The following is a 22,583-nucleotide window of genomic DNA, read 5'->3' on the forward strand; positions in this document are numbered from 1 at the left end:
TTTCCTGGAATTGCTCTAGGCCGGCAGTAACAATACCGGGGTCGCTTGTGAACGAAAAGGGGCCCTGCGTCGCGCAGGACCCCAGATTTCGTAACAGAGATTACTTCAGGTCTTCGGCCTTGATGTAGCCGGAGTCGACGACCAGCTTCTGGTAGTTCGACTTGTCGACATCATGCGGCGTCAGCAGGATCGAGGGAACGACCTTGACGTCGTTGTTGTAGGTCTTGGTGTCGAGGCCGTCAGGCTTGCCGCCCGAGAGCACCTTGTCGACCAGTTCGACGGTCGACTTGGCCAGTTCGCGGGTGTCCTTGAACACGGTCGAATACTGCTCGCCCGAGATGATCAGCTTGACCGAGGCGGTCTCGGCGTCCTGACCGGTCACGATCGGCCAGGGCTGAGCGGCCGTGCCGTAGCCCACGGCGCGCAGCGAGGCGGTGATGCCGCGCGACAGGCCATCATAGGGCGACAGAACGCCATCGACGCGGCTGCCGTCCGAGTAGTTGGCCGACAGCAGGTTGTCCATACGCGCCTGGGCGGTTGCCGCCAGCCAGCGCAGCGTGCCGACCTTGTCCATGCCGGTCTGGCCGGACTTGATCTTGATCGAGCCGTCGTCGATCAGCGGCTGCAGGACGGAAATCGCACCGTTGTAGAAGAAGAAGGCGTTGTTGTCGTCGGGCGAGCCGCCGAACAGTTCGACGTTCCACGGCTTGGTGTTCGGGAAGCGCTCCTTGAGGCCCTTGACCAGCGAATTCGCCTGGATCACGCCGACGCCGAAATTGTCGAAGGTGGTGTAATAGTCGACATTGGCGGTCTTCTTGATCAGGCGGTCATAAGCGACGACGACGACGCCCGCGTCAGCTGCCTTCTGCAGCGCATCCGACAGGGTGGTGCCGTCGATCGAGGCGATGATCAGCGCCTTCGGGCCCTTGGTGATTTCGTTCTCCAGCTGGCTGAGCTGGTTGGGGATGTCGTCCTGCGCATATTGCAGGTCGACGGTGTAGCCGAGAGCCTCGAGCTGGGACTTGACGGCGTCGCCGTCATTGATCCAGCGCTGCGAAGTCTTGGTCGGCATCAGCACGCCGACGAGACCCTTGTCGGCCGCGTGCGCCGACGAATAGGTCATGGCAGCGATGCCAAGCGCCGCGACTGCGGCCAGTGTCTTGATGATTTTCACGTAACTCTCCCTGGTTGATGGACGCAGCACCCCGGGGGTCGCGGGCCGCGCAATCGTGCAGAAGTGCCGACGCACTGCTGCCGTCATATCGATCTCCGGTATCCTCCCATGGCCCCGAGCCGCTGATTTCAATCGATACGATTTTATCGTCGGCGACCGTTGCGTCTCGGAACGGGCTGACGTTGCCGTCCTTTTGCCATAACTGTCAAATGCGATCTTTGATGGTTGCTATACCGCAAGTGGTATATGTTATGACGCTTGACGGGTTGCTGGCAAATGCCGGCGGGCCGCGGGCGGAGGCAGGAAAAACCATGGCGGCGTTACGGAATCCGGCTGCGGGTTCAAATGATTACAACGAGACCCCAGGCGATGGCGAAACCCTGCTGCGCAGCGGCCTCAGCCTGCGTCATATGCGCATGATCGTCGCGCTCGACGATCACGGTCGGGTGAGCGCGGCGGCGCAGGTCATGAACATTTCGCAGCCGGCGGCATCGCGCATGATTGCCGAGATGGAGGCGGTGCTCGCGGTCAAGCTGTGCGAGAGGCTGCCGCGCGGCATCACGCTCACGCCCTACGGCAAGGCCTTGGCCAGGCGTGCGCGTTCGATCCTGCTGGAGATGCGCGAGGTCGATCGCGAGATTTCCGAGCTCAAGGCGGGCAAGGGCGGTTCCGTGTTTCTCGGTGCGGTGACGGCGCCGGCGATCGAACTGGCGGTGCCGGCGATCCGCGAAATCCGCCGCATCTATCCACGCATCGAGATCACCATGCAGGTCGAGACCTCGAATGTGCTGGCGCGCGAACTGATCGCCTCGCGCCATGATTTCATCATTGCGCGCATCCCCGACGATCTCAATCCGCGGCTGTTCGAATCGCGTGTCATCGGCGTCGAGAAAGCCTGCCTGATCGTGCGTCGTGGCCACCCGCTGACCAGGGGCAGTGTGGTGCGGCTGGAAGACACTGCCGCCTATGACTGGGTTTTCCAGTCGGGCGGCTCGCCCTTGCGTCAGGCGATGGAGAGCAATTTCCTCAACCGCAACATCGCGCTGCCGGACCGGATCCTCAACACCAGTTCGCTGCTCCTGACGCTGGTCATGGTAGCGCAGTCCGACGCCATCGCGCCGGTCTCGGTGCAGGTGGCGAAATTCATCCAGAATCCCGACGGACTCGCCGGCGCCATCGATGTCGTCCAGACCGAGTTCGACATCGAGGTCAGGCCCTACAGCCTGATCACGGTCAGGAATCGCGCGCTGTCGCCAGCCGCCAAGATGCTGCACGATTTCATCCTGCGCGAAGTGGGGTGATGGAACAAGAAGTGCAGTCACACGTTCAGGCCAAACGGCATGCTCGCTGGAGCTCGTTTAGGGCGAGGGAACGAGATGCCGATGTCAACAACTCGGGAGGTTTTGATGAAACGTCGGTTGTTTCTCACAGGAATGCTGGGCGTTGCGGGGGCCGTGGCGTTTGCGGGCATAGCCGGACCCGGCAGCGCGGTTGCCGGCATTCCTCAGGGCGACGGAATTCTCGATGAACTAGACAAGCCGGATCCGGCTGTCTTCGAAGGCGATGACGACCTCGAAGTGGAAAAGGTCTCTCACCGTCGTTGGCATCATCGCTACTACGGAGATCGCTATTACGGAGAGAGGCGGCGGCGGCGCCGCGGCTGGAGAAGGGTTTGCCGTCGGTATTGGCGCCATGGACGCCGTCATGTGCGTTGCTGGCGCGAGCGGGTGTGGCTCCGCGTCTGGCTGTGACGACCCGTTGACGAAAGGCCGGCCACCGCTGCGTGCCAGGACGGAGACACAGCTTGCCATTGCCCGGGCCATGATGCGCGCGGGCAAGTTGCTTTAGGTAATCACAACACCGTAAAAATCGTACATTCATTTTCAATTGAAATGAGACGACAGGAGAGTAGGATTTTGGCTCTTCGCCCGGCTTCCTCAAACGGCCGGCGCGGCCCGGCTAGTCATCCTGTGTCAACCTGAAGGCTGGCCGGGCCGCCTCGACGATCCCTAGCGACCGAGCGGCCATCGCGAAAGCGAGACGAGTTCAGCCTCGTCTTTGATGCCGGCCATATAGTTTGCGATAACCCGCGATGCGATCATGTCGAGGGTGTCCGGTGGCGGATGCTCAAGTTTCAGCTTGTCGAAAACCCTGCCGAAGAGCGCCAATTCGGTTGCGTCGAAAATGCCGGCTTCAGTCGCCTTTCGCCGAATTGGCATGATCTTCCTCCCGCAAATCCTGAAGGGAACCATGCCGTAAGTCTTCTTCGCCGCGCAAGTGCTTTATCCGGCCGATGATTGCGGGCTTCACCCATTGCGTCGCCGGATGCTTCATGCCCTTCGGCGCCGGCCCGGCGTGCTCCCGGATGCGCTCCCACAACCGCTCTGGGATCGCCCCGACATAACGGCCTGTCGCCCGATCCGCCATCAGGTCAAAGGCCGGCTTTCCAGCCTTGCGCTCGACGCCGAGCCGCAGTTACTCGAAGGCGGACCTGGCCCGCCTTCGAGTCCTAGATTCAGCCGCCCATCTTCTTTGCCATGGCGCAGAAATCTGCGTGCGACTTGTTGAGCGTGGTATCGCCGCAATCTTTCAACACCGCTTTCTGTTCATCGGGTTTCATAGCCGTCCATGCGGCCTTGAAATCCTTTTCCGTCTTCAAAGTTTTCATGCCGGCATCGGTGAAGAACGGCGACATCTTTGCCGGATCGTCGAGTGCAGATGTGTTGCCGGCGGCAAGAGCCGAACCGGTCATCATCGCAAGCGCCATCGCGCCCATTGTGAGCATCTTGATATTCATTGTTTCCTCCGTCGTTGGGTCATTCAGCATGACCTTGGGAAAAAACGTGGATTACCGAACTCGGTTCCCAGCGCTCCACTAGCGCATCCCTGCATCATGAATATGTAGATCGTGCCAATTTCTTCATCGATCTCTTCGCCCGGAATGCCTGGCCTCAGCCGCCCGTTTCGCATGGCCCGGCTGGAATTGATGAAGGCCGACCCGACATAGCGGCCGGTCGCCCGATCCGCCATCAGGGCAAAGGCCGGCTTTCGAGCCTTGCGCTCGACGCCGAGCAACTCGTATTCATCGACCGGGTAGCATTTCGCCTTCAGCCAGTCGTCGACGGGCCGCCGCGGACTTGCTGTCGCGGCGCTTCGATACCATTCCTTCAAGGCCAGCCTTGTCGAGCTTTTAGCCAATCGTGATATAAGTCACTGATAACATTACTTTTGGGGCTACTATCGCGGCTGACAACATGGCCCAGACAACGTACGCGAGGACGGAAACACAGCTTGCCATTGCTCGGGCCAGGATGCGGGCTGGAAAGTCCTTCTAGGAAGCTCCGATTGACGGCACCCTATTTTGCGCCTTTCTAGGCAGCATACACGATCCACACTAGAAGAACGAACAGAGCCGCACCCAACGCAAACAGCGTATAGCCCGCAAGGAGTAAAAGGATGGGGAAAAAGTCACTGCGGTAGGCTGTCAGGATCATCCGGACTAGAGGGTTCGAAATTTCATTGTGCAATACCTCGTCTTTGTTTCCTACCACTCCGATACGTGGAGTTTTGTTCGCCTCAGTCGCCTCAGTCGCCTCAGTCGCCTCAGTCGCCTCAGTCGCCCCTGCCCGCTCTGACTTCGCCGCTGTCTCGGAATTCTCAGCCGCCTCTAAAATCCTGTTTGATATATGGGTCGCCACCAACGGATCATCGGATAGATGGTCCGGTGAAACCGGTTTGGCGAAGATTTCAACGCCATGTGTGCCCATGGGCCAGTAAGCGTCTTTCCTGACTTAAGTTCCCTCCAAAGGGCCGCGCGAGAGCAAGATGGGCCTTTGGTCCGACCAGTATCCGACTGAAGTCCGCCGTCAGGGAACCATGCCGTTGGCGGTAAGTTCGGAACAGCGGCGGGCGGAAGGTCCCGCTGTCGTCAGATTACAAGAGGAGAAAATTATGAGAATGCATCTAACCAGCGCCGCGGCGGCGCTCGTCCTGCTTGCCGGCGTTGGCGCAGTGGCCGCGGAGGATGTTGTCATCACACCTGAGCAGGATACCGTAGTACGCGAATACGTGAAGAAGCAGCCGCTGGCTTCCGTCAAGCTTCCGGGAGTGGAACTCAACGTCGGCACAGCTCTGCCGGATACGGTCGAATTGCACGAGGTTCCGAACGTCAAATACCGCTACGTTGTGATCGACAACCGGACGGTTCTTGTGGAACCGAGCACGCGTAAGATCATCAAGGTCTACAACTGATCTGATGTAACAGCTCGTCGCCTTCATTGGCGGCGGGCTTTACGAGGAATTGCGATAGGTATCACCATGTCACATCGTGAGGTTGGGAATTCCGAGGCTTTGGCGTCGCGCGTCGTCGATCTCAAGACCCGAATGCTCGAAGCGAACATTACAGACGGCGAGATCGAGACATTCCAGAAGGTGGCTGCCCTTCTGGAGGATGTCCATGGGCGTATCGAGGGCGACGACCTGATTGCCGCGTCGTTCCTTGTCGACCCGCATGTCGGTTGAAGCGGCCTGTTCCCGGGGCTCATGTGGACCGCGATCGACCGCTGGGGCGTCAAGTCCGGCCTCCATCAAAGGACTGAAGTCCCTTCCCGATCCGCCAGAAGGCCCAGCCTGGAACATTTTCCGCCACTCTTGTTTGTTCTCAATGGGACACCGGTTGGGAGAAATACGGAAATGGCTTTGTGCGATGAATTGAGCGACGTGACGATGGAGTTCCACTGTCCGGCCTGCTCACACCCTATGGCAAGGCCTGGTTCCTGGCTCCGCACAATCGGAAGCTTCAGATGCGACAGCTGCAAAGCTATGGTGCGCATAGGTTATGAAAAGAAGCTGTCGATCTTTGCGGGCTACCTGAAAAACCGGCACCAGCATGGCGCCGGCGTCGCGCCATCACGCCAGGCGGATCGACCAATTCCGCGCTTTCCTCTGCATGGAGCATAAGCCCTGGCGGCCCGGCGGTTGACGATTGGGGCACTTGGTCAGCAGCCGGGCCTAACCGGCGGTTTGTTGGGGTATGTGGGTCGCCGCCGGCTGGGGCAAAAATGCGCCGAACCGAAGAGGCTGGCATCATTCGAACAGGCGATCAGGAATGCGGGCAAGCGCGTCCTTACAAGAATAGAGTTGCCTGATCGAATCTTTACGCCAGTTTGAATGATATCGGGTGCAACCAGCAAAAGGCGCGCCTCCCGCCTCACAAGGGAGACGCGACGTGGCGAACCAATCCCAATTCAATCAGACAGGCTCAGGAGTTGCGGTCCCTGTCCGCAAGCTGGAGCGGGTAGCGGGAATCGAACCCGCGCGTTCAGCTTGGGAAGCTGACAGGCTACCATTACATCATACCCGCGCGTGCCCTCGTTACCATGAGGTTCGGCCTTCGGGCAATCGCAAAGCGGTTCCCTCGAACAAACGCTTTCGCTGGTCCTCGGCGCTGGCCGTGATTCCTATTTTGCCTTGGCGACTTTGTTGCTGGCGGCAAAGCTTGGCCAGTATTTCGAGATGGCGAGCGTCGCGCCGGCGGACGAGAAATGACCGTAGTCGAAGTAGAGAAACTGCCTGGTGCCGGCGTCGGCATAGGAGCAGCCGGCCGCGTCGCACAGATAGGCCAGCGGGTCGATGAAAGTCGCCCCTTTGACGAATGGCAGCACCTGCTTGTTGATGTCCGGATCCATGGCCATCGGCCAGGATGTGTTCGCGACGTGCTCCCTTCTTGCGAAGAAGGCGATTTTCTGGACGTCGGCGATGAACTCCGGAGACTGGCCGATGACATAGACCTTGACGCCCATGTCGCGCAGCCGGTCGACTGTCTTCTGCAGGCCGTCGAAGCCCCTTGCCTGATAGTCGGTCCACCGGCCGCTCAGGATCACCGCCTGGATGTTGGCATCGTGGATGATCGACAACGCCCGTTCGTTGAAACGCGTGCAGGCCGGCCGGGCATAGGAAAAGTAGCTCAGATTGGGCGGGCAGCCGGCATAGGTATACTGGATGATATTGGCCTGGATTTTCTGCGCATTGGCTTCCAGCCCCGACACGTAGTGCGCGGCGAAGGAATCGCCCCACAGCAGCACATTGGTGGGAAAGCCGTGCGTTCGGGTGCAGTCGGCGAGGTTCCAGTTCTCGATCCGGCTCGCGCCCTCGTTGAAACAGACGCCATTGCGCCAGCCACCCACCAGGACCCGTTCCGTCGAGAAATCCGGGAACCGTTGCGGAAAACCCTTGCCCAGCGCACCGGCCAGGCCGCCGACGCACAGCAGGGCGATCGCCGCGGCCGAGAAGGCGAAGATGGGCAGGGGGGCGGTGAAGGCTCGCTTCTGGCGGAAGGGCTGCTCGACATATTTCCACGAGAACGTCGCAAGCGCGACGCTTGCCACGATCATCGCCATGATCGTCGGCACGCCGATGGCCTTGAGCGAGAGATAGTGGACGAACGAATTGATCGGCCAGTGAACGAGGTAGAGCGAATAGGAGATAAGGCCGATCCACACCAGCGGTGCGAGCCGCAGCACCTGCGTGGCGACGGGGACGACCGGCCTGTCCGCATGGGGCTGGCCAGCATAGATGAGCAGCGCCGTTCCCATGCAGGGAAACAGGGCATTGTAGCCCGGAAACGGATCGCTTTCCGAAATCGTCAGAAAGCCGAAGGCGATCAGGCCAAAACCGGCCAGCCCGATCAGTTCAGTCAGCGGACGGCTGGCAAGCGCCGGCGGCTTTCTCAGCATCAGCATGGCGCCCAGCGCCAGCTCCCAGATGCGCGTCGGCAAGAGGTAGAAGCCGGCGGTCGGCGCCAGCGTGGTTGCCATGACCGCCAGGGCAAAACTGCCTACGGCAATCGGCAGCAATATCGTCAGCCAGCGCTTCGAGGCGTATCGGTAGATCAGATACACCAGGACCGGTGCGAAGATATAGTACTGCTCCTCGACCGAAAGCGACCATGTATGCAGCAGCGGCCGCAGTTCCGCGTCGATGGAGAAATAGTTGGTCGTTTTCCAGAAATAGATGTTCGACCAGAAGGTCGAGGCCGCGATCACGCTGAGGCTGTACTCGTGGAGATCCGACGGCAGGAGGATGAACCAGGCGGCGATACTGGCGAGCAGGATGACGAAGGTCAGCGCCGGCAGGATGCGCCGCGCGCGGCGCCAGTAAAAGCGGCCGATCGAGAACTGGCCGCGCTCGAGGTCGTCGAGCAGGCTGCCGCTGATCAGATAGCCCGATATGACGAAGAAGATATCGACACCGGTGAAGCCGCCGGGAATGGCCGATACGCCGAAATGGAAGAGCACGACGGGCAGCACCGCAACGGCCCGCAGGCCATCAATATCACGCCTGTAGTTCATTCGGCGGGTCCGTACGCCGTGGCCCTTGGCAGCCGTGCGGCGGAACCTGACATGCTCCTCATGCGGCGATGTCCCCGTCGTTCGAAAAATCGTGGCTCGTGGGTTTCACGGACTGTGCTCTGCAACACAAGTTTGCTGCACTGCAACATCCATGTCAAGGCAGATGCCAGATCTTCGAACGCTGACGAAACCGGTTTCGAACGGAGGCTGTAGATCAGGCGGGAGGCAGGTAGATCACGGCGTCGTCGTCCGCATAGGCTCGCTTCCAGCCCAACTCCGCGAAGAATGGGATGCGGGTATCGTCGGCCGTAAGGAGTGCCCAGCCGATGGCGTATTTCTTCAACTGGGCCTCGAGCAGCGGTTTTCCGTCGCTGTGTCCCGTCGCGTCCTCGGCTTTCGTGAAGCCGCCGAGGAACAGCTGGTCCGTCCTGCCGTCGACGTAGGTCTTGATGCCGTGAAAGATCAGCGTGCCGCCGAAATTATAGGAATTCAGCACATTGCCGGAAAGCTGGTGATCGCGTGCGTATGCGAGGGCGCCGTTGGCCGCTGTCTTCGGGCTCGGCGCCACCTGATAGGCACTGCCGAGGATGACGACCGCACCGATCAGCAGGACAGCGATTGCGCCGCAGATCGCGTAAAACTGGCTGGCGAAGAGTCTTTCCAGTCCGTCACGCTTTTCCGCCAGCCAGGTCGGGGTCGAGACCGAGGGGTATTGCCGGGCGACTTCGACCGCGATCACCAAGGGGATCAGCAGGAAGGGCAGATATACGAACCGCAGATGGGCGAGATAGACATGCAAGGCGAAGACGATGAACACTGCCTTGGCCCAACCGATCCGCAGCCTCGATACCAAAAGTCCAAAAAGCGCCAACAGCATCACCGCTTCCTGGAGGATCTGCTCCTGCGCGTTGAACGCCCGCCACTCCAGGATGAGTGGCACCGCCTCGTTGCCATAGGCCACCGTGAACGTCGCCAGGATGGCTTTCATCCCATAGGGATGCATCAGGCTGACCAGCGGGCAGAGCAGGCCGAAAGCAACCCATTTTGCCAGGAGGGCGGGTTTCGACAGGCCCGAGCGCGCCAGGAGATCGAGCCCGGCGAAGGCAGCGATGACGAAGCTCAGGGTGAACGTGGCATGAAGGTTGGCCCACAAGACCACAAGCACCAGCAGCCACGGGGGCGGGGCTCTCTCTTCCTGCGCGGCGCCAAACAGCATTGCCGTCCAGACGACGATGATCGGCAAGGTGAAGACGTGTGGACGGGCCGTGTAGATCGGGGCGATCAGCAAAGCCGCGGCGAAGGCCAGCGCTATCGCCAGTGTCGGCTTCAGCCATGCGCTGAGGAACCATCCCATCAGGAAGACCGTCAGGCTGACCGTGGCGATGATCAGTGTGACGACGCCATTCCAGCCGCCGGCACGGTAGGCGAGGGCCAGAAAGACCTGCCCCAGCCATTCCTTGGCGATCCAGGGCTGACCGGCGAACGTATAGGAATAGGGGTCGACGACGGGAAACGTCCGGTTTTCCAGAAAGTCCAATCCGACCTTCACCTGCCACCAACTGTCGGGATCCTGAAGCATCGCGCTGGCCAAGGTGGCAAGCAGATAGGCCACCAGGCAGGCGCAGAGAAGGCAGAGTATCAGCCTGATGCGTTGCGCGTCCCCGAGCGACGGCCTCGCCGCCGCGATTGCTGTGGACTGGTTCATGTCGCGGCTCCAGGTGGCGGCGTCGCCGCCACGACTGGTGTATAGCCGAGCGTCGTGTAGAGAAGCCCGACGGCGCCAAAGCGCAGCATCCGCGAGACATCAAACGGAAGAGCCGACCGCATCCTGCCCATGCCGTTCCCGTTGCATCCGCTCGCCCTTCGCCTCAGCCACGCGCGGCTCTTTTCGCCATCTCCTGCAGGCGATGGACGGGCAGGTCGCTGTCCTTGGCCGGCTGGTCGCGCGAAACGATTTCGTTGACGAAATACAGCGGCCGCCGCTTCGTCTCCATGTACATGCGGCCTAGATACTCGCCGAAAATGCCGAGCACTAGAAGCTGGACGCTGCCCAGGATCAGCATGATCGCGGCAAGGCTCGTCCAGCCGGGCACCACGTTGCCCCTGGACCATTCGATCAGCGTGTAGCCGAGCACGACCAGGCCGAGCAGGCCGAACATTATCCCCAGCATCGAGGCAAACCGCAAAGGCACGATCGAAAAGCTGGTCATCGCGTCGACCGCCAGCAGGATCATCTTCTTCAGCGGATAGTGGGTGGTGCCGGCGAAGCGCCGGTGCCGCTCGTAAGGGAAGGCGACCTGCCTGAGCCCGATCCAACTCACCATGCCGCGAATGAACCTGTAGCGTTCGGGCATCGCATTCAGATGGTCGAGCGCCCGGCGGCTCATCAGCCGGAAGTCTCCGGAGTCCGGTGCGATCTCGACATCGACCATCCGGCCGAGCAGGCGGTAGAACATCGAGGCGGAGGCCAGCTTGAACCAGCCTTCGCCGTCGCGCTTGACCCTCTGGCCGTAGACGACGTCGAAGCCTTCATCCATCTTCGCCATCATCGCGCCGAGCAGTTCTGGCGGATCCTGGAGATCGGCGTCGAGAATGAGGATGCGCTCGCCGCGGCAGAATTCCAGCCCCGCGCTCAAGGCGATCTGGTGGCCGTAATTGCGGGCAAGGTCGATGGCGACCACATGGTCGTCCTTTTCGGCCAGTTCGAAAATGGCCTCGCGGGTGCCGTCGGTCGCCCCATCGATGACAAGCACGATCTCGTAGGAACGGCCTTGCTCGAGGCATACGGCGCTGACGCGTCGGTGAAGCTCGGCCACGCCGTCGCGCTCGTTGTAGCATGGCACGACGACCGACAGCGTGACCGCGCGGTGCGCGCCGATTTTTCCCGTTCCCACCAAAGCCTGGCTCCCGCTCTTGCAATGGCAATAGCGGCAATTGGTTAGAAAACAGATAAGCCAGGGATCGACATCGGATCATCGGCCGGCCGACGCGATGGGCTCGGCACGTCACGAACGCACCGGCAACTCCATGCGGATGCGGGCGCCGCGCCAGGAGCCCGTCAGGATGCGGATCGTCCCGTCATGCAGCAGCGCGATCTGCCGGGCGAGGTTCAGTCCCAGCCCCGCGCCGCGCGACTGCGGCTGCAAGCGGTAGAAGGGCTCGAAGACGTTCTCGCGCTCTGCCGCGGGAATGCCCGGCCCCTCGTCGCGCACCTCGATGCCACCGGCCGCGTCGATGGCGATCGTGATCGTGCCGCCGCCGCCGCCATGCTCGATTGCGTTGCGCACCAGGTTGGCGAGCGCCCGCTCGATCTGCAGGACATTGATCTCTGCTCGCGCCTTGTTTGGCGACGGTTCGAAGGCAAGGTCATAGCCGGCCTCGATGGCGAGCGGTGCGAAGTCGGCCGCCACCCGGCTGACGAGATCGTCGAGATCGACGATCTGGCGCTGGTCCGACGGGCGGTCGAGCAACTGATGGTCGAGCAGTTGCTGGGCAAGATGCGACAGGCGTTCGATGTCACGCAGCAGTCGCGCGCTCTGCGGTTCCTGCTTCAAAAGTTCGGCGCGTGTGCGCAGGATGGCGATCGGCGTGCGCAGTTCATGCGCCGCGTCGGTGAGGAAGCGGTTGTGGCGGTCGTAACCCTGGGCGAGGCGGGCAAGCGCCTCGTTGAAGGCATGCACGAGCGGCGCGATTTCCTGCGGCACCTGCTTGACCGGCAGTTGCATGGCGCGGGTGCCGATGTCGATGCGCGCCGCCTGGCGGACCGTTTCGACAAGGCCGGCGAAGGAACGGCGCACCACGGCTGGCGTCGTCACCAGCGTCGTCGTGCCCATGACGAGAATGATGGGCAAAAGCAGGATCGCGATGACGAGCGCGAGGGCCGGCAGGGCGCGCTCCCAGTTCCTGCTGCCGTCAGGATTGCGGGCGACTTCGACGGTGGCCGAGATGTTGATTTCGAGGCCGTCGGTTTGCTGGCGCGACGACTGCGTCGCGGCGATGATCTGCACCATGCCGGCTTTGGTCGAAGCGTTTTCGATATAGGCTTCCGGCCGCATGTCCTTGTCGGAGAACCCGATCGTGGCGTGATCGGCCGCGTCAAGCAACTCGTCGAAGCCTTTGGTGTAGATGTCGGGTATGTTGCCGGCACGGACGCTCTCGCCGCTGCCATCGCGAACGAGGTACCAGACATTGGGGAAGCTCTCGCGAAACGCGGTGAGTTCCTCCGTTTCACGCACGATCAGCCTGCCGTCCTTGTCCCGGTCGACGGCATCCTTGACGGCCGCGACGGCGGCCTCGTTGTCGATCAAAAGGCGCGGATTGGCGATCCAAAGGGCTGCCGCGCAAAGCACGATGAAGATGAGCAGCGTCGCCGCTTGCAGCAGGATCAGCCGCCGGACCAGGATCCATTGCAGCGAGCCGGTGCGGACCTTTTTCACGAGACCGCCCGCAGGAGATAGCCGAGATTGCGGATCGCCCGGATCTCGATGCCGGCGGCGACATCGTCGAGCTTGCGGCGCAGCCGCGAAATATGCGCATCGAGCGCATTGGAGCCGATCTCGTCGTCGAGGGCATAGACAGCCTCTTCCAGCGCGCTGCGCATGATGGTCCGGCCCGGCCGGCGGATCAGCGTTTCCAGCACCAGCCTCTCGCGCCGCGGCAGATCGAGCGCCTGGTCCTCGATCAGCGCCTCGCGATGGCGGAAATCATAGGTGAGGCGGCCGACCATTGTCTGGTTGGCGCGCGATGTGAACGAGCGCCGGTGCAAGGCATGAAGCCGCGCGACGAGTTCCACCGTGGCGAAGGGCTTGACCATGTAATCGTCGGCGCCGGCATCGAGCCCGGTGACCCGGTCGTCCAGCCCGCTCATCGCCGTCAATGCGATGACAGGCACATCCAGATGCAAGGCACGCAAGCGCGGTATGAGGCTGAGACCGTCGCCATCCGGCAGCCGGCGGTCCAGCACCACCGCGTCGTGATAGCCCAGGCGGGCCATCGCCTCGGCATCGGCCAATGTCGCGGCATGGTCGACGATGATGTCCACACGCTCGAGAGCGGCCTTGAGCACGGAGGCCATTTCCGGTTCGTCCTCGATCAACAGGACGCGCATGAATATTCTCCTTTATCCGCGGCCGGTCGGGGTCTGCGGCCGCGGCAGTTCATTCGCATTCCAGCTTTGGCTGGCGGAAATTGGTGATGAACCAGCGGCCGCCGGAAGCGCGGGCATAGAATGTGTAGAAGCATTCCTGACGCTCGATATAGCCGGGCGTCTCGGTCTCTTCATAGACGGTTCCGTGTTTTGTCTCGCGAACCTCGCCGCTCGATGTCCCGGAAACCGATGACGTCGACACCTTGCGCCACTGATAGGCGCGCTCGCCCTGGCCAAGATCGACGATCGCCGTGGGCGGACCATAGTCGAGGACGACCGATTCGACCGGCTGCCCGACATAATTTTTCATGATGTCGGAGGCACAGCCTGCGAGCGCGATTGCGATGAAGACGATCTTCGGGGCCTGGGTCAGGAGGCTGGCGCCATGCGTGGACATATCGGAACAGATTCCCATGGTGAAAATTCACGCGCGGACCTAGATCGCGAAGATTGCATCGACATTGCAGCGACGCGTGGGAAGGGCGCCATTGCGGAAAAAGCCGCTGTGCGGTGGATATCGAGACACCGGATTGCGCGACGCCCAGCGGCATCGTGCAATCCGGTTCGCTCGGTCTAGAACCGGTAATTGATGCCGGCCTTCAGTTCATGGCTGCCGATCGTCGTCTTCGACGTGCCAAGAGCCGATGTCGTCTCGACGCCGCGGGTGCGGACGTAGTCGTACTCGACCTTGGCGGACAGCCCGCCGGCGAAGCCCTGCTCGATGCCGGCGCCCAGGAGGTAGCCGACCTTCCATCCATCGGCGCTGCTGACGTTGTCGCCCTTGTCGAATTTGGTCAGGGCAACGCCGCCGGTGCCAAACAGCAGCGTCTGGTCGAAGCTCAATCCTGCCTTGGCCTTGGCGGCGCCGCGCCATTTCTCCTTGATCTTGCCGCCCTGGACGTCGTGTTCGGCGCCGCCCAGATAGGAGCCTTCGATCTCGGCGCCGAGAACGGTGGGACCCATCTGCTGGTTGTAGCCGGCCTGGACGCCGCCGCTGAAGCCATTGCGGCCTGCAAACGGGTTTGGCATCCCGGTGAACGCCGTGCCGCCATGCACGCCGACATAGGCGCCGCTCCACTGGAAGGCGGGCGGGTCGTTGTAGGTGGGTGAAAGGTCGGCGGCCATCGCCGGCCCGAGAAGGCAAAAGGCGAGGCTAGCCGCCGTCAGGACGATCTTTACTCGAGAAGACACAGCATTACTCCAACACAAACGCGCATCCAGCAATCGACACGCAGGTTAACTCCCGGGGAGCTTGGCCGCTGGGGCGGTCAGGGCTCCTGTTTGGTGTCTTTCAGGGATGGCTGCACGGTCCTGAGACTGGCGTTCGCCAGCTGTGGCAGGGGGTCGGAGCGCCGCGCAACCAGTCACCTGAAAGACGCCGACTGTCTCGCAGGTGAAAATTGCACGCACATTGCGCAAAATTCGAAAATGACGATTTTGTGCTTTATTTTCAACAAATTAAAATGATCTTGTTTACCTATATTTAAGAATTGCGGGCCGTCTGAAGCTCGGAGTCTCGATCCCCTGTTCCAGCCCGGGCACAAACCGCGCTGGCTTGATGGATAGCCGCCAAGCACGTATCTCTGGGCCGTGCCCGTGAGCCTGGGCATCTCAATCGGGAGACGACCTTGTCCGCACTGACGCGCTTTCTCGGCGACTCGCCGCTCAGGGTGATCCTGAAGCTGCTGGTGGTGTCGTTCCTCGTCGGCCTTGTCATGAATGCCTTCGGCTGGTCGCCGATGGATGTCTTCTACGGCATCCAGAAGTTCTTCATCGATCTCTGGAACCTGGGCTTCCACGCCATTGACCGCTTCCTCGGCTACATCCTGCTTGGGGCCGCGATCGTCGTGCCGGCCTTCATCCTGCTCAGGATCGCCAACTATCGGAAGTGACTTTCAGCTGTAGGCCGAAGCGACCTCGAACAGGATGGCGTGCCGTGCGGCAAGGGCCGGAACATCAGTGGAATAGCCGCCACCGATGACGCCGCAGATCGGAATGCCGAGCGCACGAAAATGGCCGATGACCATCTCGTCGCGGGCGTGCAGGCCGTCATTGGAAAGCGCCAGCCTGCCAAGCCGGTCCTCGGCATGGACGTCGACGCCTGCATTGTAGAAAACGATGTCCCAGCGCGCCCGGGCCGACAGCTCCGGCAGGATCGTGGCCAGCCTCCGGAGATAGGCGGCATCGCCCGTGCCGTCGGGAAGCGCGATGTCGAGATCGGAGGCGATCTTGCGCGCGGGATAGTTGCGCTCGCTATGCATGGAGAAGGTGAATACACCTGGCTCGTCGCTCAGAATATCCGCCGTACCGTCGCCCTGATGCACATCGAGATCGACGACCAGGATGTTTTGTGCGGCACCCTCGTCGAGCAGCACCAGCGAGGCGACGGCAACGTCGTTGAAGGTGCAGAAGCCGGCGCCTTGCGCGCGCCGCGCATGATGGCTGCCGCCCGCGGTGTTGCAGGCGATGCCATGGCGCAAGGCGAGCCGCGCGGCCAGTATCGTGCCGCCGGTCGCAAGCTGCGCGCGGCGCGAAACGCGCGGGCCGACCGGAAAGCCGATCTCGCGTTCGATTTTTTCCGGCACTGAACAGTTGATGACCTGGTCGACATAGTCGGCCACATGGGCAAGCCTCAGCCATGATGCCGGTGCGGGATCCGCGGCGTTGAGCGCGTCAGACCTGGCCAGGCCGCGTGCGCGCAAAGCCTCCATCAGCAGCGGATACTTGCTCATCGGGAAGCGATGGTTGGTGGCAAAGCCGGCGTCGTAGTCGGGGTGGTGGACGATCTGCAGGGGCATGAACGGAATCCGGCGGCTTCGCGCCAGACCGGGATTTCGGTTGGCCATCGCGGGAAGAATGATTGCGCGGTGGCCGGAAAATGGGGCACATCGGCTCTTCGATCAAGCCGCAAATCAGCAAGGCAGCAATCCCTTGGACAAGGGCGCAACTCCAGTCGACGCCAGAGCTTTTGTCGTTACCAACCGTTCCGTGCTCGCCATAGCGGTGCCGATGACGCTCGCCTATCTGACCACGCCGATGCTCGGCCTGGTCGACACGGCTGTTGTCGGCCAGTTCGGTAACGCTGCTTTGCTCGGCGGCCTTGCGGCGGGCGCACTTGTTTTCGACGTCGTCTTCACCAGCTTCAATTTTCTGCGTTCGGGCACCACCGGCCTCGTCGCCCAGGCTTTCGGGCGTGGCGACGCGCTCGAGGAACAGGCGGTGTTCTGGCGCGCCGTGCTGATCGCGGTCGTTGCCGGTGTCGTGCTGGCGGCGCTTTCGCCGTTGATCGCCATCGGCGGCCAGTGGTTCATGGGCGCCGAACCGCGCGTCAGCGAGGCGATGGGCGTCTACATCAGGATCAGGCTGCTTGCCGCACCGTTCTCGCTGATCAACTACGCTATTCTCGGCTATGTGCTGGGGCGTGGCGAGGGCGGGCTCGGCCTTGTGCTGCAATTGGTGCTCAACGGCATCAACATCGCGCTCTGCTTCCTGCTTGGCCTGAAGCTTGGCTGGGGCGTTGCCGGCGTTGCCTGGGCAACGGTCACGGGCGAATTCCTGGCCATGCTGCTGGGTCTCGCCGTCGTGGTCCGTCGCTTCCGCGCGACCCCGCCCTTGCCGCGCCATCGGCTGCTCGACATGGCCGCCTTCCTGCGCATGCTGTCGCTCAACCGCGATATCATGATCCGCTCGTTCTCGCTGCTTGCCGCCTTCGCGCTGTTCACCCGCCAGGGCGCGCAGTTCGGCACGGTGACGCTGGCAGCCAATGCGGTGTTGATGAACTTCTTCCTCGTCGCCGGCTATTTCCTCGACGGATTTGCCACCGCCGCCGAGCAGCTCGCGGGCCGTGCCGTCGGCGCGCGCGCCGAGCAACCCTTCCGGCGGGCGGTGCGGCTGACCCTGTTCTGGGGTTTAGGGCTGGCCGGTGCCGCGACCCTGGTGCTGCTGTCGGCCGGCGCCAACCTGGTCGCCATCGTCACGACATCGCAGGAGGTCCGTTCGGTGGCCGACATCTATTTGCCCTGGGCGGCATTCACCGCGCTGAGCGGCGTGCTGGCGTTCCAGATGGATGGCGTCTTCATCGGCGCGACCTGGTCGCGCGACATGCGCAACATGATGTTGCTGTCGTTTCTGGTCTTTGCCGTCGCGCTGCTGACGCTGGCGCCCGCCTTCGGCAATCACGGCCTGTGGGCGGCGCTGCACGTTTTCCTGCTGGCGCGCGGCTTCAGCCTGCTGACCATTTTGCGGTTGCGGGTGCGGACGGCGTTCAGCTGAGCGGCTTGGACGCCCACCGATCGAGGTGGCTGTCGCGCAATTCGCCAATGGACTTCAGCCGCTCCGTCTCGCAAAAGCGTGCCATGCCGGCGACGATACGGCCCGGCAGCGCGGGTCCGGCATAGATCATGCCGGTGTAGAGCTGCACCAGGTCGGCCCCGGCGCGGATCTTCTCCAGCGCGGTCTCGGCGGAATCCACGCCGCCGACCCCGACAATGGCGATGCCCGGCCCGAGCAGCTTGCGCATCTTCGCCAGCACGACAGTCGAGCGTTCGAACAGCGGTTTTCCCGAAAGCCCGCCGGTCTCGCCTGCGACGCCGGCGCTGCGCAGCGGCGGCCGCGAAATTGTGGTGTTGGAGACGATGATTCCGTCGATCCGTTTTTCCGCGACCTCGGCGGCGATGTCTTCCAACTCGGCCTCGACCAGATCCGGCGCGATCTTGAGGAAAATGGGCGGCTGGGCCGCCGCCGACGCGCGCGCGGCCATGACACGCGACAAAAGTTCGCCGAGTTGCTCGCGCGCCTGCATGTTGCGCAGGCCGGGCGTGTTGGGCGAGGAGATGTTGACCGTGAGGTAGCTGGCATAGGGGGCAAAGCGGGTGACGCCGCGCTCATAGTCGCCGATGCGATCGGCGCTGTCCTTGTTGGCACCGATATTGACGCCGACAATGCCGGAACGTCCCTTGCGCGCGGCAAGGCGTTTTTCGGCCGCGGCATGACCTTCATTGTTGAAGCCCAGCCGGTTGATCACCGCTTCATCCGCCGTCAGCCGGAAGATGCGCGGTTTCGGATTGCCGGCCTGCGGCAGCGGCGTGAGCGTGCCGACCTCGGCAAAGCCGAAGCCAAGGCCAAGCAGCGCGTCGGGCACCTCGGCATTCTTGTCGTAGCCGGCCGCCATGCCGAGCGGGTTGGGGAAATCGAGGCCGCAGAGGCTGGCCTTCAGCCTGATATCGCGCACCGTCCGCGCGCCGGCAGGCAGGCCGCAGCGCAGCGCCGCGATCGACAGGCCATGCGCAGTTTCCGGATCGAAGGTGAACAGCAGCTTCTGGCCCAGTCGGTCGAGCACGCTCATTGCCCCTCCAGCGGCGGGAACCGATGCGCGCCATCGGCACCGAGCGGCAGCGGCCGCACCCATTTGACGGCATCCAGCACCAGCACGCCGTAAAGATGCGGAAACAGCGCGCCGCCGCGCGAAACCTCGTATTTCAGCGCGTCGCCCAGGCTGGCGTCGTCGACGGCGACCAGCAGAAGGTCTGTCTGGCCGGAAAAATGCTTTGCCGCGGTTTCCCGGACCTGCGCCGCCGTGGAGAAATGGATGAAGCCGTCGGCGACGTCGATCGGCGCGCCGGTGAAGCGGCCCCTGGCTTCGGCCTCGCGCCAAAGCGCTTGCGGGGTTATCTTGTAGATAAACTGAGACATGGTTGCGCTATAGTCTGAACCAGTCGTGCGGGGAAGGCCACGCCAAGGGTCTTCCCCATTTCCGGCGCAAACATGCGATATTTCAGGCCTTGGCCATGGAGGACAACATGCGTCTGCAACACATCTTGATCCCCGCCGCGCTGGTTTCACTGGTCGCGGTATCAGCTTATTCGGAAGAGACCGATCGCTACCGGCTGGAAAAATCCGCCAACGGCTATGTCCGCATGGACACGCAGACCGGTGCGATGTCGATCTGCGAGGAACGCTCCGGTCAGCTCGTCTGCAAGGTGGCGGCCGACGAACGCGCCGCGTTCCAGGACGAAATCGACCGCCTGCAGACCTCGATGAAGGCAATGGACGAGCGCGTCACCAAGCTGGAGAATTCGCTCTCCGCCCGCCTCGAATCGAAACTGCCGAGCGAGGAGGATTTCAACAAGACGATGAGCTACATGGAGCGCTTCCTCAGGGGCTTCATGGGCATCGTCAAGGATATGGACAAGGATAACGGCGGCGGCGCCCAGCTCAACTCGCAGAAGACCTGAGCTCCTATGGCGCCGTGCGTCCTTTGGACGCGCAAAGGACGCCTTAGGACTTTGATCTTGCGAAGCAGGGAAAACGCGGCGCACTGGTTTTGCCGCTTGAAAACAGCGCGCTGCCCCTCATAATCGTCCGACTGGTCCCGAAAAGCTTAAAAATCATCGACGGGATTCGGGGAGGAACATTTGCCGTCAGGCTATTCTTTCGTCATCGCCGACGATCACCCGCTGTTTCGCGGTGCGCTCCGCGAAGCGCTTGCCGGCATCGGCAGTGTCGCCGCCATTCACGAGGCCGGCGATTTCGAAAGCGCCAAGGCATTGGTCGTGGCCAATGAGGATGTCGATCTGGTGCTGCTCGATTTGTCGATGCCGGGCGCCAGCGGTCTCTCCGGCCTGATCTCGCTGCGCGGCATTCACCCTGCGGTGCCACTGATCGTGGTCTCGGCGCATGACGATCCGGCGACCATCCGGCGCGCGCTCGATCTCGGCGCATCCGGCTTCATCTCCAAATCGGCCAGCATGGAGGAAATCCGCAACGCCGTGCAATCGGTGCTGGCCGGCGACATCGCGGCGCCCGTTGGCGTCGATCTCGGTGTCGAGCGCGATCCCGAAATATCGGACCTGATCAAGCGGCTGCAGGCGCTGACGCCGCAACAGACGCGCGTGCTCGGCATGCTGGCCGAAGGCTTGCTCAACAAGCAGATCGCCTATGAGCTCGGTGTTTCCGAGGCGACCATCAAGGCGCATGTCTCGGCCATCCTGCAGAAGCTCGGCGTGGACAGCCGCACCCAGGCGGTGATCCTTCTGTCCAAGATCGGCACCGACCCTTTGCAGACCAACAGCTGAGCGTCTGCGTCGCCCGTTCAATCGGGACACTGGACCTCTGTCCGCACCGGTCGGGCGTTGAAACTCACGAAGCTGATGGCGGCCATGATCCAGACGCCGATGCCGCCATAGAGCATCACCCAGCCAAAGCCGTTGCGCAGTGCATTATGGACAACGGAATCAGCCGGTCTCGCCGCATCGGTGTTCTCTTGCCGCCTCCCCGCCCGGCACCGTCGAGGTCAGCCGCAAATTCGGCCTTCCACCGCTGCCGGCGTCGGAGATCGTGCTGTTGTCCACGCTCTCAGACCCGCAATCGCGCGATGCATCGCGCACCCTTGCCATGGCGTTTCGCGAGCACCGTCCGTCGCCGGCGGCCAGCGGCGCGAAGCCCCGGTTCCGCAATTCGCACACGCTGGACAGCCCCGTCTGAGGCTATCGACCCGCGTCTGTGCGATGGCGCCGAATCTCAGCGATAGTTTTCGACGGCTGAACCCAGTTGCGGCGTGGCATCATCCTCGGTCGGCCGCGAAGGATTGCGCGCCCGGCCGATGGCGGCGCCGAGGCCGAGCGATGCGATCGCCACCAGCGGAATGCCGGCGATCCAGGGCAGGCGCGGTGCCAGCGCGTAAAGCGCCGTGCCGATCGACGGCCCCAACGAGTCCTTGAGGTCGACCGCCACCGACGAAGCCGCCATGTAGGAGGCGCGCCGTGCGGGCGGCGCCAGCGCATTGACGGCGGTCGGCACCAGCGGTCCGACCAGCATCTGCGCGATCGAGCACAGGCTGACCGCTCCGATCAGCGTCAGCATCGCCGGCGAGGCGGCGAGCAGCGCAAAGGCGAGGATCGTCGCAAGGCCGGCGCCGACCGTCAGCCAGAGCGCGGATCGTGCCTCGATCAGGCGGCTGACCAGCATCTGCAGGCCGACCGTCAGGGCGGCGGCGTAGGCGAACAGCGCGCCGACGCCGGATGGCGTCAGCGTCCCTGCATCCTGCGCGTAGAGCGGGATCACCGCCTCGATCCAGTTGCCGGCGACCTCGAACAGCACGACCCAGAGCAGCAGCTTCGCCAGCCGGCCGTCGCGGAACGCCGGCAGCAGCGCGGACAGGCCTTCCTCTTCGTTGTCTTCGCCGCCGTGGCGATCGTCGCCGGCGGCGCGGCCGATGCCGATCGTCTCGTTCAGGGCGAAGAGCATCACGATGCCGCCCAGCACAAGCATCGTGCCGCCGGCGAGGAAAACGCTGCGTAGCGATAGCAGCGCCAGCAGGGCGCCGCTGGCCGGCCCGAGAATCTGCCCGGCGCTTGAACTCACGCGCGCCAGGCTGAACCAGCGCGGATGCGCGGATGGCGGGGTCACATCGGCGATCGTGGTCAAAATCGTTGGATGAAGCACCGATTCGCACATGCCGGTCAGAAGCAGCACGATCGCGGTAACGGCGATACCATGCACGAAGAACAAAGCCAGGAAGCCGGCGCCGACGCCAAGCGACGAGGCAATCAGCACCGGCCGCCGGCCGACCCGGTCGGCGATGCCGCCGATCAGCGGCGCCGCCAGCAGTTCGCCCCCGGCATAGCAGCCAAACAGCAGGCCGATCGCGCCGACGGGAATGCCCGCCTCGCTGCTTGCCCAGAGCGGAAAGAAAGGCACGAGCGCGCCATCGGCGAAACCCGCGCAGAAGAACAGCAGAAGCCCCATCAGGGCTGGGCGCGGGGCTGCGCGCCAGGAGGAAAGAAGCGTGTTGATCATGACGTCACCTGCGCATGGAGGCCGACTGTCGTCGACGCCCGGGGTTTGCGCGTTGGTTGACGTAAACGCCTACGGTCGCCCTGGAGCGACAAGGAGGTTTGAGCCGCGTGGTAGTATC

At 62.7% G+C, this 22,583-nt stretch carries 25 protein-coding genes, 1 tRNA gene and 1 pseudogene; 9 read left to right on the top strand and 18 right to left on the bottom strand.

Annotation, left to right across the window (positions count from 1 at the left end):
• Positions 1-100: 100 nt before the first annotated feature.
• Entirely contained in the window at positions 101-1,174 is a 1,074-nt protein-coding gene (gene chvE / locus CK228_RS06890) for a multiple monosaccharide ABC transporter substrate-binding protein (RefSeq protein ID WP_095771896.1), read from the bottom strand.
• Positions 1,175-1,485: 311 nt separating this feature from the next.
• On the opposite strand from chvE, the gene CK228_RS06895 reads away from it, so the two are divergent.
• Both CK228_RS06895 and CK228_RS06900 read left to right on the top strand, forming a co-directional pair.
• On the top strand, positions 1,486-2,475 hold the full coding sequence (locus CK228_RS06895) for a LysR family transcriptional regulator (RefSeq protein ID WP_095771976.1): 990 nt from the start codon (positions 1,486-1,488) through the stop codon (positions 2,473-2,475).
• A 105-nt stretch (positions 2,476-2,580) separates the two neighbouring features.
• Entirely contained in the window at positions 2,581-2,925 is a 345-nt protein-coding gene (locus tag CK228_RS06900; RefSeq protein WP_095787348.1) for a protamine-2 (modular protein), read from the top strand.
• 258 nt (positions 2,926-3,183) lie between these two features.
• On the opposite strand, the gene CK228_RS06905 is transcribed toward CK228_RS06900, so the two are convergent.
• The 5 genes from CK228_RS06905 to CK228_RS06930 all read right to left on the bottom strand — a co-directional run bounded on the left by CK228_RS06905 (position 3,184) and on the right by CK228_RS06930 (position 4,941).
• On the bottom strand, positions 3,184-3,393 hold the full coding sequence (locus CK228_RS06905; RefSeq protein WP_095771897.1) for a hypothetical protein: 210 nt from the start codon (positions 3,391-3,393) through the stop codon (positions 3,184-3,186).
• Positions 3,368-3,601, bottom strand: coding sequence for a hypothetical protein (locus tag CK228_RS06910; RefSeq protein ID WP_245318077.1), 234 nt, complete (start codon positions 3,599-3,601; stop codon positions 3,368-3,370). Before CK228_RS06910 ends, CK228_RS06905 begins: the two co-directional genes overlap by 26 nt.
• A gap of 88 nt (positions 3,602-3,689) precedes the next feature.
• Positions 3,690-3,971, bottom strand: coding sequence for a hypothetical protein (locus tag CK228_RS06915; protein ID WP_095787349.1), 282 nt, complete (start codon positions 3,969-3,971; stop codon positions 3,690-3,692).
• Between the two features lie 23 nt (positions 3,972-3,994).
• Positions 3,995-4,249 carry a hypothetical protein gene (locus tag CK228_RS35690; RefSeq protein ID WP_245437983.1) on the bottom strand — a complete coding sequence of 85 codons (255 nt, stop codon included), beginning with the start codon at positions 4,247-4,249 and terminating at the stop codon, positions 3,995-3,997.
• 296 nt (positions 4,250-4,545) lie between these two features.
• A complete protein-coding gene (locus tag CK228_RS06930) occupies positions 4,546-4,941 on the bottom strand; it encodes a hypothetical protein (RefSeq protein ID WP_095787314.1) in 396 nt (131 codons plus the stop codon).
• 184 nt (positions 4,942-5,125) lie between these two features.
• Here CK228_RS06930 and CK228_RS06935 point away from each other — a divergent pair, with 184 nt between their 5' ends.
• A complete protein-coding gene (locus CK228_RS06935) occupies positions 5,126-5,425 on the top strand; it encodes a DUF1236 domain-containing protein (RefSeq protein WP_095787315.1) in 300 nt (99 codons plus the stop codon).
• Positions 5,426-5,557: 132 nt separating this feature from the next.
• Positions 5,558-5,695, top strand: a complete 138-nt coding sequence (locus tag CK228_RS06940) for a hypothetical protein (protein WP_348628961.1) — start codon at positions 5,558-5,560, stop codon at positions 5,693-5,695.
• Between the two features lie 767 nt (positions 5,696-6,462).
• Here CK228_RS06940 and CK228_RS06950 read toward each other — a convergent pair.
• The 8 genes from CK228_RS06950 to CK228_RS06990 all read right to left on the bottom strand — a co-directional run bounded on the left by CK228_RS06950 (position 6,463) and on the right by CK228_RS06990 (position 14,860).
• Positions 6,463-6,536 (bottom strand) — tRNA-Gly (locus CK228_RS06950).
• A 97-nt stretch (positions 6,537-6,633) separates the two neighbouring features.
• Positions 6,634-8,523 carry an acyltransferase family protein gene (locus CK228_RS06955; protein ID WP_095787316.1) on the bottom strand — a complete coding sequence of 630 codons (1,890 nt, stop codon included), beginning with the start codon at positions 8,521-8,523 and terminating at the stop codon, positions 6,634-6,636.
• Positions 8,524-8,737: 214 nt separating this feature from the next.
• Positions 8,738-10,228, bottom strand: a complete 1,491-nt coding sequence (locus CK228_RS06960) for a hypothetical protein (RefSeq protein ID WP_095787317.1) — start codon at positions 10,226-10,228, stop codon at positions 8,738-8,740.
• Positions 10,229-10,391: 163 nt separating this feature from the next.
• Entirely contained in the window at positions 10,392-11,417 is a 1,026-nt protein-coding gene (locus CK228_RS06970) for a glycosyltransferase family 2 protein (RefSeq protein WP_095771979.1), read from the bottom strand.
• Between the two features lie 111 nt (positions 11,418-11,528).
• Positions 11,529-12,959, bottom strand: coding sequence for a HAMP domain-containing sensor histidine kinase (locus tag CK228_RS06975; RefSeq protein WP_095787318.1), 1,431 nt, complete (start codon positions 12,957-12,959; stop codon positions 11,529-11,531).
• On the bottom strand, positions 12,956-13,630 hold the full coding sequence (locus CK228_RS06980; RefSeq protein ID WP_095787319.1) for a response regulator transcription factor: 675 nt from the start codon (positions 13,628-13,630) through the stop codon (positions 12,956-12,958). Before CK228_RS06980 ends, CK228_RS06975 begins: the two co-directional genes overlap by 4 nt.
• Before the next feature lie 49 nt (positions 13,631-13,679).
• Positions 13,680-14,066, bottom strand: a complete 387-nt coding sequence (locus tag CK228_RS06985) for a hypothetical protein (protein WP_095787320.1) — start codon at positions 14,064-14,066, stop codon at positions 13,680-13,682.
• Positions 14,067-14,242: 176 nt separating this feature from the next.
• Positions 14,243-14,860: an outer membrane protein gene (locus tag CK228_RS06990; RefSeq protein ID WP_095787321.1), complete on the bottom strand. Its 618-nt coding sequence runs from the start codon at positions 14,858-14,860 to the stop codon at positions 14,243-14,245.
• 437 nt (positions 14,861-15,297) lie between these two features.
• On the opposite strand from CK228_RS06990, the gene CK228_RS06995 reads away from it, so the two are divergent.
• A complete protein-coding gene (locus CK228_RS06995) occupies positions 15,298-15,561 on the top strand; it encodes a DUF6460 domain-containing protein (protein WP_027047739.1) in 264 nt (87 codons plus the stop codon).
• Between the two features lie 3 nt (positions 15,562-15,564).
• Here the strand turns inward: CK228_RS06995 and CK228_RS07000 are convergent, their stop codons facing one another.
• Positions 15,565-16,467, bottom strand: coding sequence for a histone deacetylase (locus CK228_RS07000; protein WP_095787350.1), 903 nt, complete (start codon positions 16,465-16,467; stop codon positions 15,565-15,567).
• A gap of 133 nt (positions 16,468-16,600) precedes the next feature.
• Here CK228_RS07000 and CK228_RS07005 point away from each other — a divergent pair, with 133 nt between their 5' ends.
• Complete coding sequence (locus tag CK228_RS07005) at positions 16,601-17,941, top strand: MATE family efflux transporter (protein WP_095787351.1); 1,341 nt, start codon at positions 16,601-16,603, stop codon at positions 17,939-17,941.
• Here the strand turns inward: CK228_RS07005 and CK228_RS07010 are convergent.
• Together CK228_RS07010 and CK228_RS07015 are read right to left on the bottom strand one after the other, a co-directional pair.
• Positions 17,934-19,013 (bottom strand): quinone-dependent dihydroorotate dehydrogenase, encoded by a 1,080-nt coding sequence (locus tag CK228_RS07010; protein WP_095787322.1) that lies wholly within the window; start codon positions 19,011-19,013, stop codon positions 17,934-17,936. The genes CK228_RS07005 and CK228_RS07010 overlap by 8 nt on opposite strands.
• Positions 19,010-19,360 (bottom strand): DUF952 domain-containing protein, encoded by a 351-nt coding sequence (locus tag CK228_RS07015; RefSeq protein WP_095771908.1) that lies wholly within the window; start codon positions 19,358-19,360, stop codon positions 19,010-19,012. Before CK228_RS07015 ends, CK228_RS07010 begins: the two co-directional genes overlap by 4 nt.
• Before the next feature lie 107 nt (positions 19,361-19,467).
• Between CK228_RS07015 and CK228_RS07020 the strand changes: the two genes are divergently transcribed.
• From CK228_RS07020 to CK228_RS07030, 3 genes and pseudogenes are all read left to right on the top strand, one after another.
• A complete protein-coding gene (locus tag CK228_RS07020) occupies positions 19,468-19,902 on the top strand; it encodes a hypothetical protein (RefSeq protein ID WP_027047742.1) in 435 nt (144 codons plus the stop codon).
• Positions 19,903-20,082: 180 nt separating this feature from the next.
• A complete protein-coding gene (locus CK228_RS07025) occupies positions 20,083-20,742 on the top strand; it encodes a response regulator transcription factor (RefSeq protein ID WP_095787323.1) in 660 nt (219 codons plus the stop codon).
• A 159-nt stretch (positions 20,743-20,901) separates the two neighbouring features.
• Positions 20,902-21,151 (top strand): annotated as a pseudogene (locus CK228_RS07030) (LysR family transcriptional regulator); the annotation flags it as partial.
• Positions 21,152-21,187: 36 nt separating this feature from the next.
• Here the strand turns inward: CK228_RS07030 and CK228_RS07035 are convergent.
• On the bottom strand, positions 21,188-22,465 hold the full coding sequence (locus CK228_RS07035) for an MFS transporter (protein ID WP_245437984.1): 1,278 nt from the start codon (positions 22,463-22,465) through the stop codon (positions 21,188-21,190).
• Positions 22,466-22,583 lie beyond the last annotated feature (118 nt).

The sequence above is a fragment of the Mesorhizobium sp. WSM4312 genome (genome assembly GCF_002294875.1).
Lineage (GTDB): Bacteria > Pseudomonadota > Alphaproteobacteria > Rhizobiales > Rhizobiaceae > Mesorhizobium.

What these genes read in the sequence shown, in the direction of transcription:
- CK228_RS06895 (WP_095771976.1), top strand. Translation starts at nt 1,486, where the DNA reads ATGGCGGCGTTACGGAATCCGGCTGCGGGTTCAAATGATTACAACGAG.
- CK228_RS06900 (WP_095787348.1), top strand. Translation starts at nt 2,581, where the DNA reads ATGAAACGTCGGTTGTTTCTCACAGGAATGCTGGGCGTTGCGGGGGCC.
- CK228_RS06905 (WP_095771897.1), bottom strand. Translation starts at nt 3,393, where the DNA reads ATGCCAATTCGGCGAAAGGCGACTGAAGCCGGCATTTTCGACGCAACC.
- CK228_RS06910 (WP_245318077.1), bottom strand. Translation starts at nt 3,601, where the DNA reads ATGGCGGATCGGGCGACAGGCCGTTATGTCGGGGCGATCCCAGAGCGG.
- CK228_RS06915 (WP_095787349.1), bottom strand. Translation starts at nt 3,971, where the DNA reads ATGAATATCAAGATGCTCACAATGGGCGCGATGGCGCTTGCGATGATG.
- CK228_RS06930 (WP_095787314.1), bottom strand. Translation starts at nt 4,941, where the DNA reads ATGGGCACACATGGCGTTGAAATCTTCGCCAAACCGGTTTCACCGGAC.
- CK228_RS06935 (WP_095787315.1), top strand. Translation starts at nt 5,126, where the DNA reads ATGAGAATGCATCTAACCAGCGCCGCGGCGGCGCTCGTCCTGCTTGCC.
- CK228_RS06940 (WP_348628961.1), top strand. Translation starts at nt 5,558, where the DNA reads ATGCTCGAAGCGAACATTACAGACGGCGAGATCGAGACATTCCAGAAG.
- CK228_RS06955 (WP_095787316.1), bottom strand. Translation starts at nt 8,523, where the DNA reads ATGAACTACAGGCGTGATATTGATGGCCTGCGGGCCGTTGCGGTGCTG.
- CK228_RS06960 (WP_095787317.1), bottom strand. Translation starts at nt 10,228, where the DNA reads ATGAACCAGTCCACAGCAATCGCGGCGGCGAGGCCGTCGCTCGGGGAC.
- CK228_RS06980 (WP_095787319.1), bottom strand. Translation starts at nt 13,630, where the DNA reads ATGCGCGTCCTGTTGATCGAGGACGAACCGGAAATGGCCTCCGTGCTC.
- CK228_RS06985 (WP_095787320.1), bottom strand. Translation starts at nt 14,066, where the DNA reads ATGTCCACGCATGGCGCCAGCCTCCTGACCCAGGCCCCGAAGATCGTC.
- CK228_RS07000 (WP_095787350.1), bottom strand. Translation starts at nt 16,467, where the DNA reads ATGCCCCTGCAGATCGTCCACCACCCCGACTACGACGCCGGCTTTGCC.
- CK228_RS07010 (WP_095787322.1), bottom strand. Translation starts at nt 19,013, where the DNA reads ATGAGCGTGCTCGACCGACTGGGCCAGAAGCTGCTGTTCACCTTCGAT.
- CK228_RS07015 (WP_095771908.1), bottom strand. Translation starts at nt 19,360, where the DNA reads ATGTCTCAGTTTATCTACAAGATAACCCCGCAAGCGCTTTGGCGCGAG.
- CK228_RS07020 (WP_027047742.1), top strand. Translation starts at nt 19,468, where the DNA reads ATGCGTCTGCAACACATCTTGATCCCCGCCGCGCTGGTTTCACTGGTC.
- CK228_RS07035 (WP_245437984.1), bottom strand. Translation starts at nt 22,465, where the DNA reads ATGATCAACACGCTTCTTTCCTCCTGGCGCGCAGCCCCGCGCCCAGCC.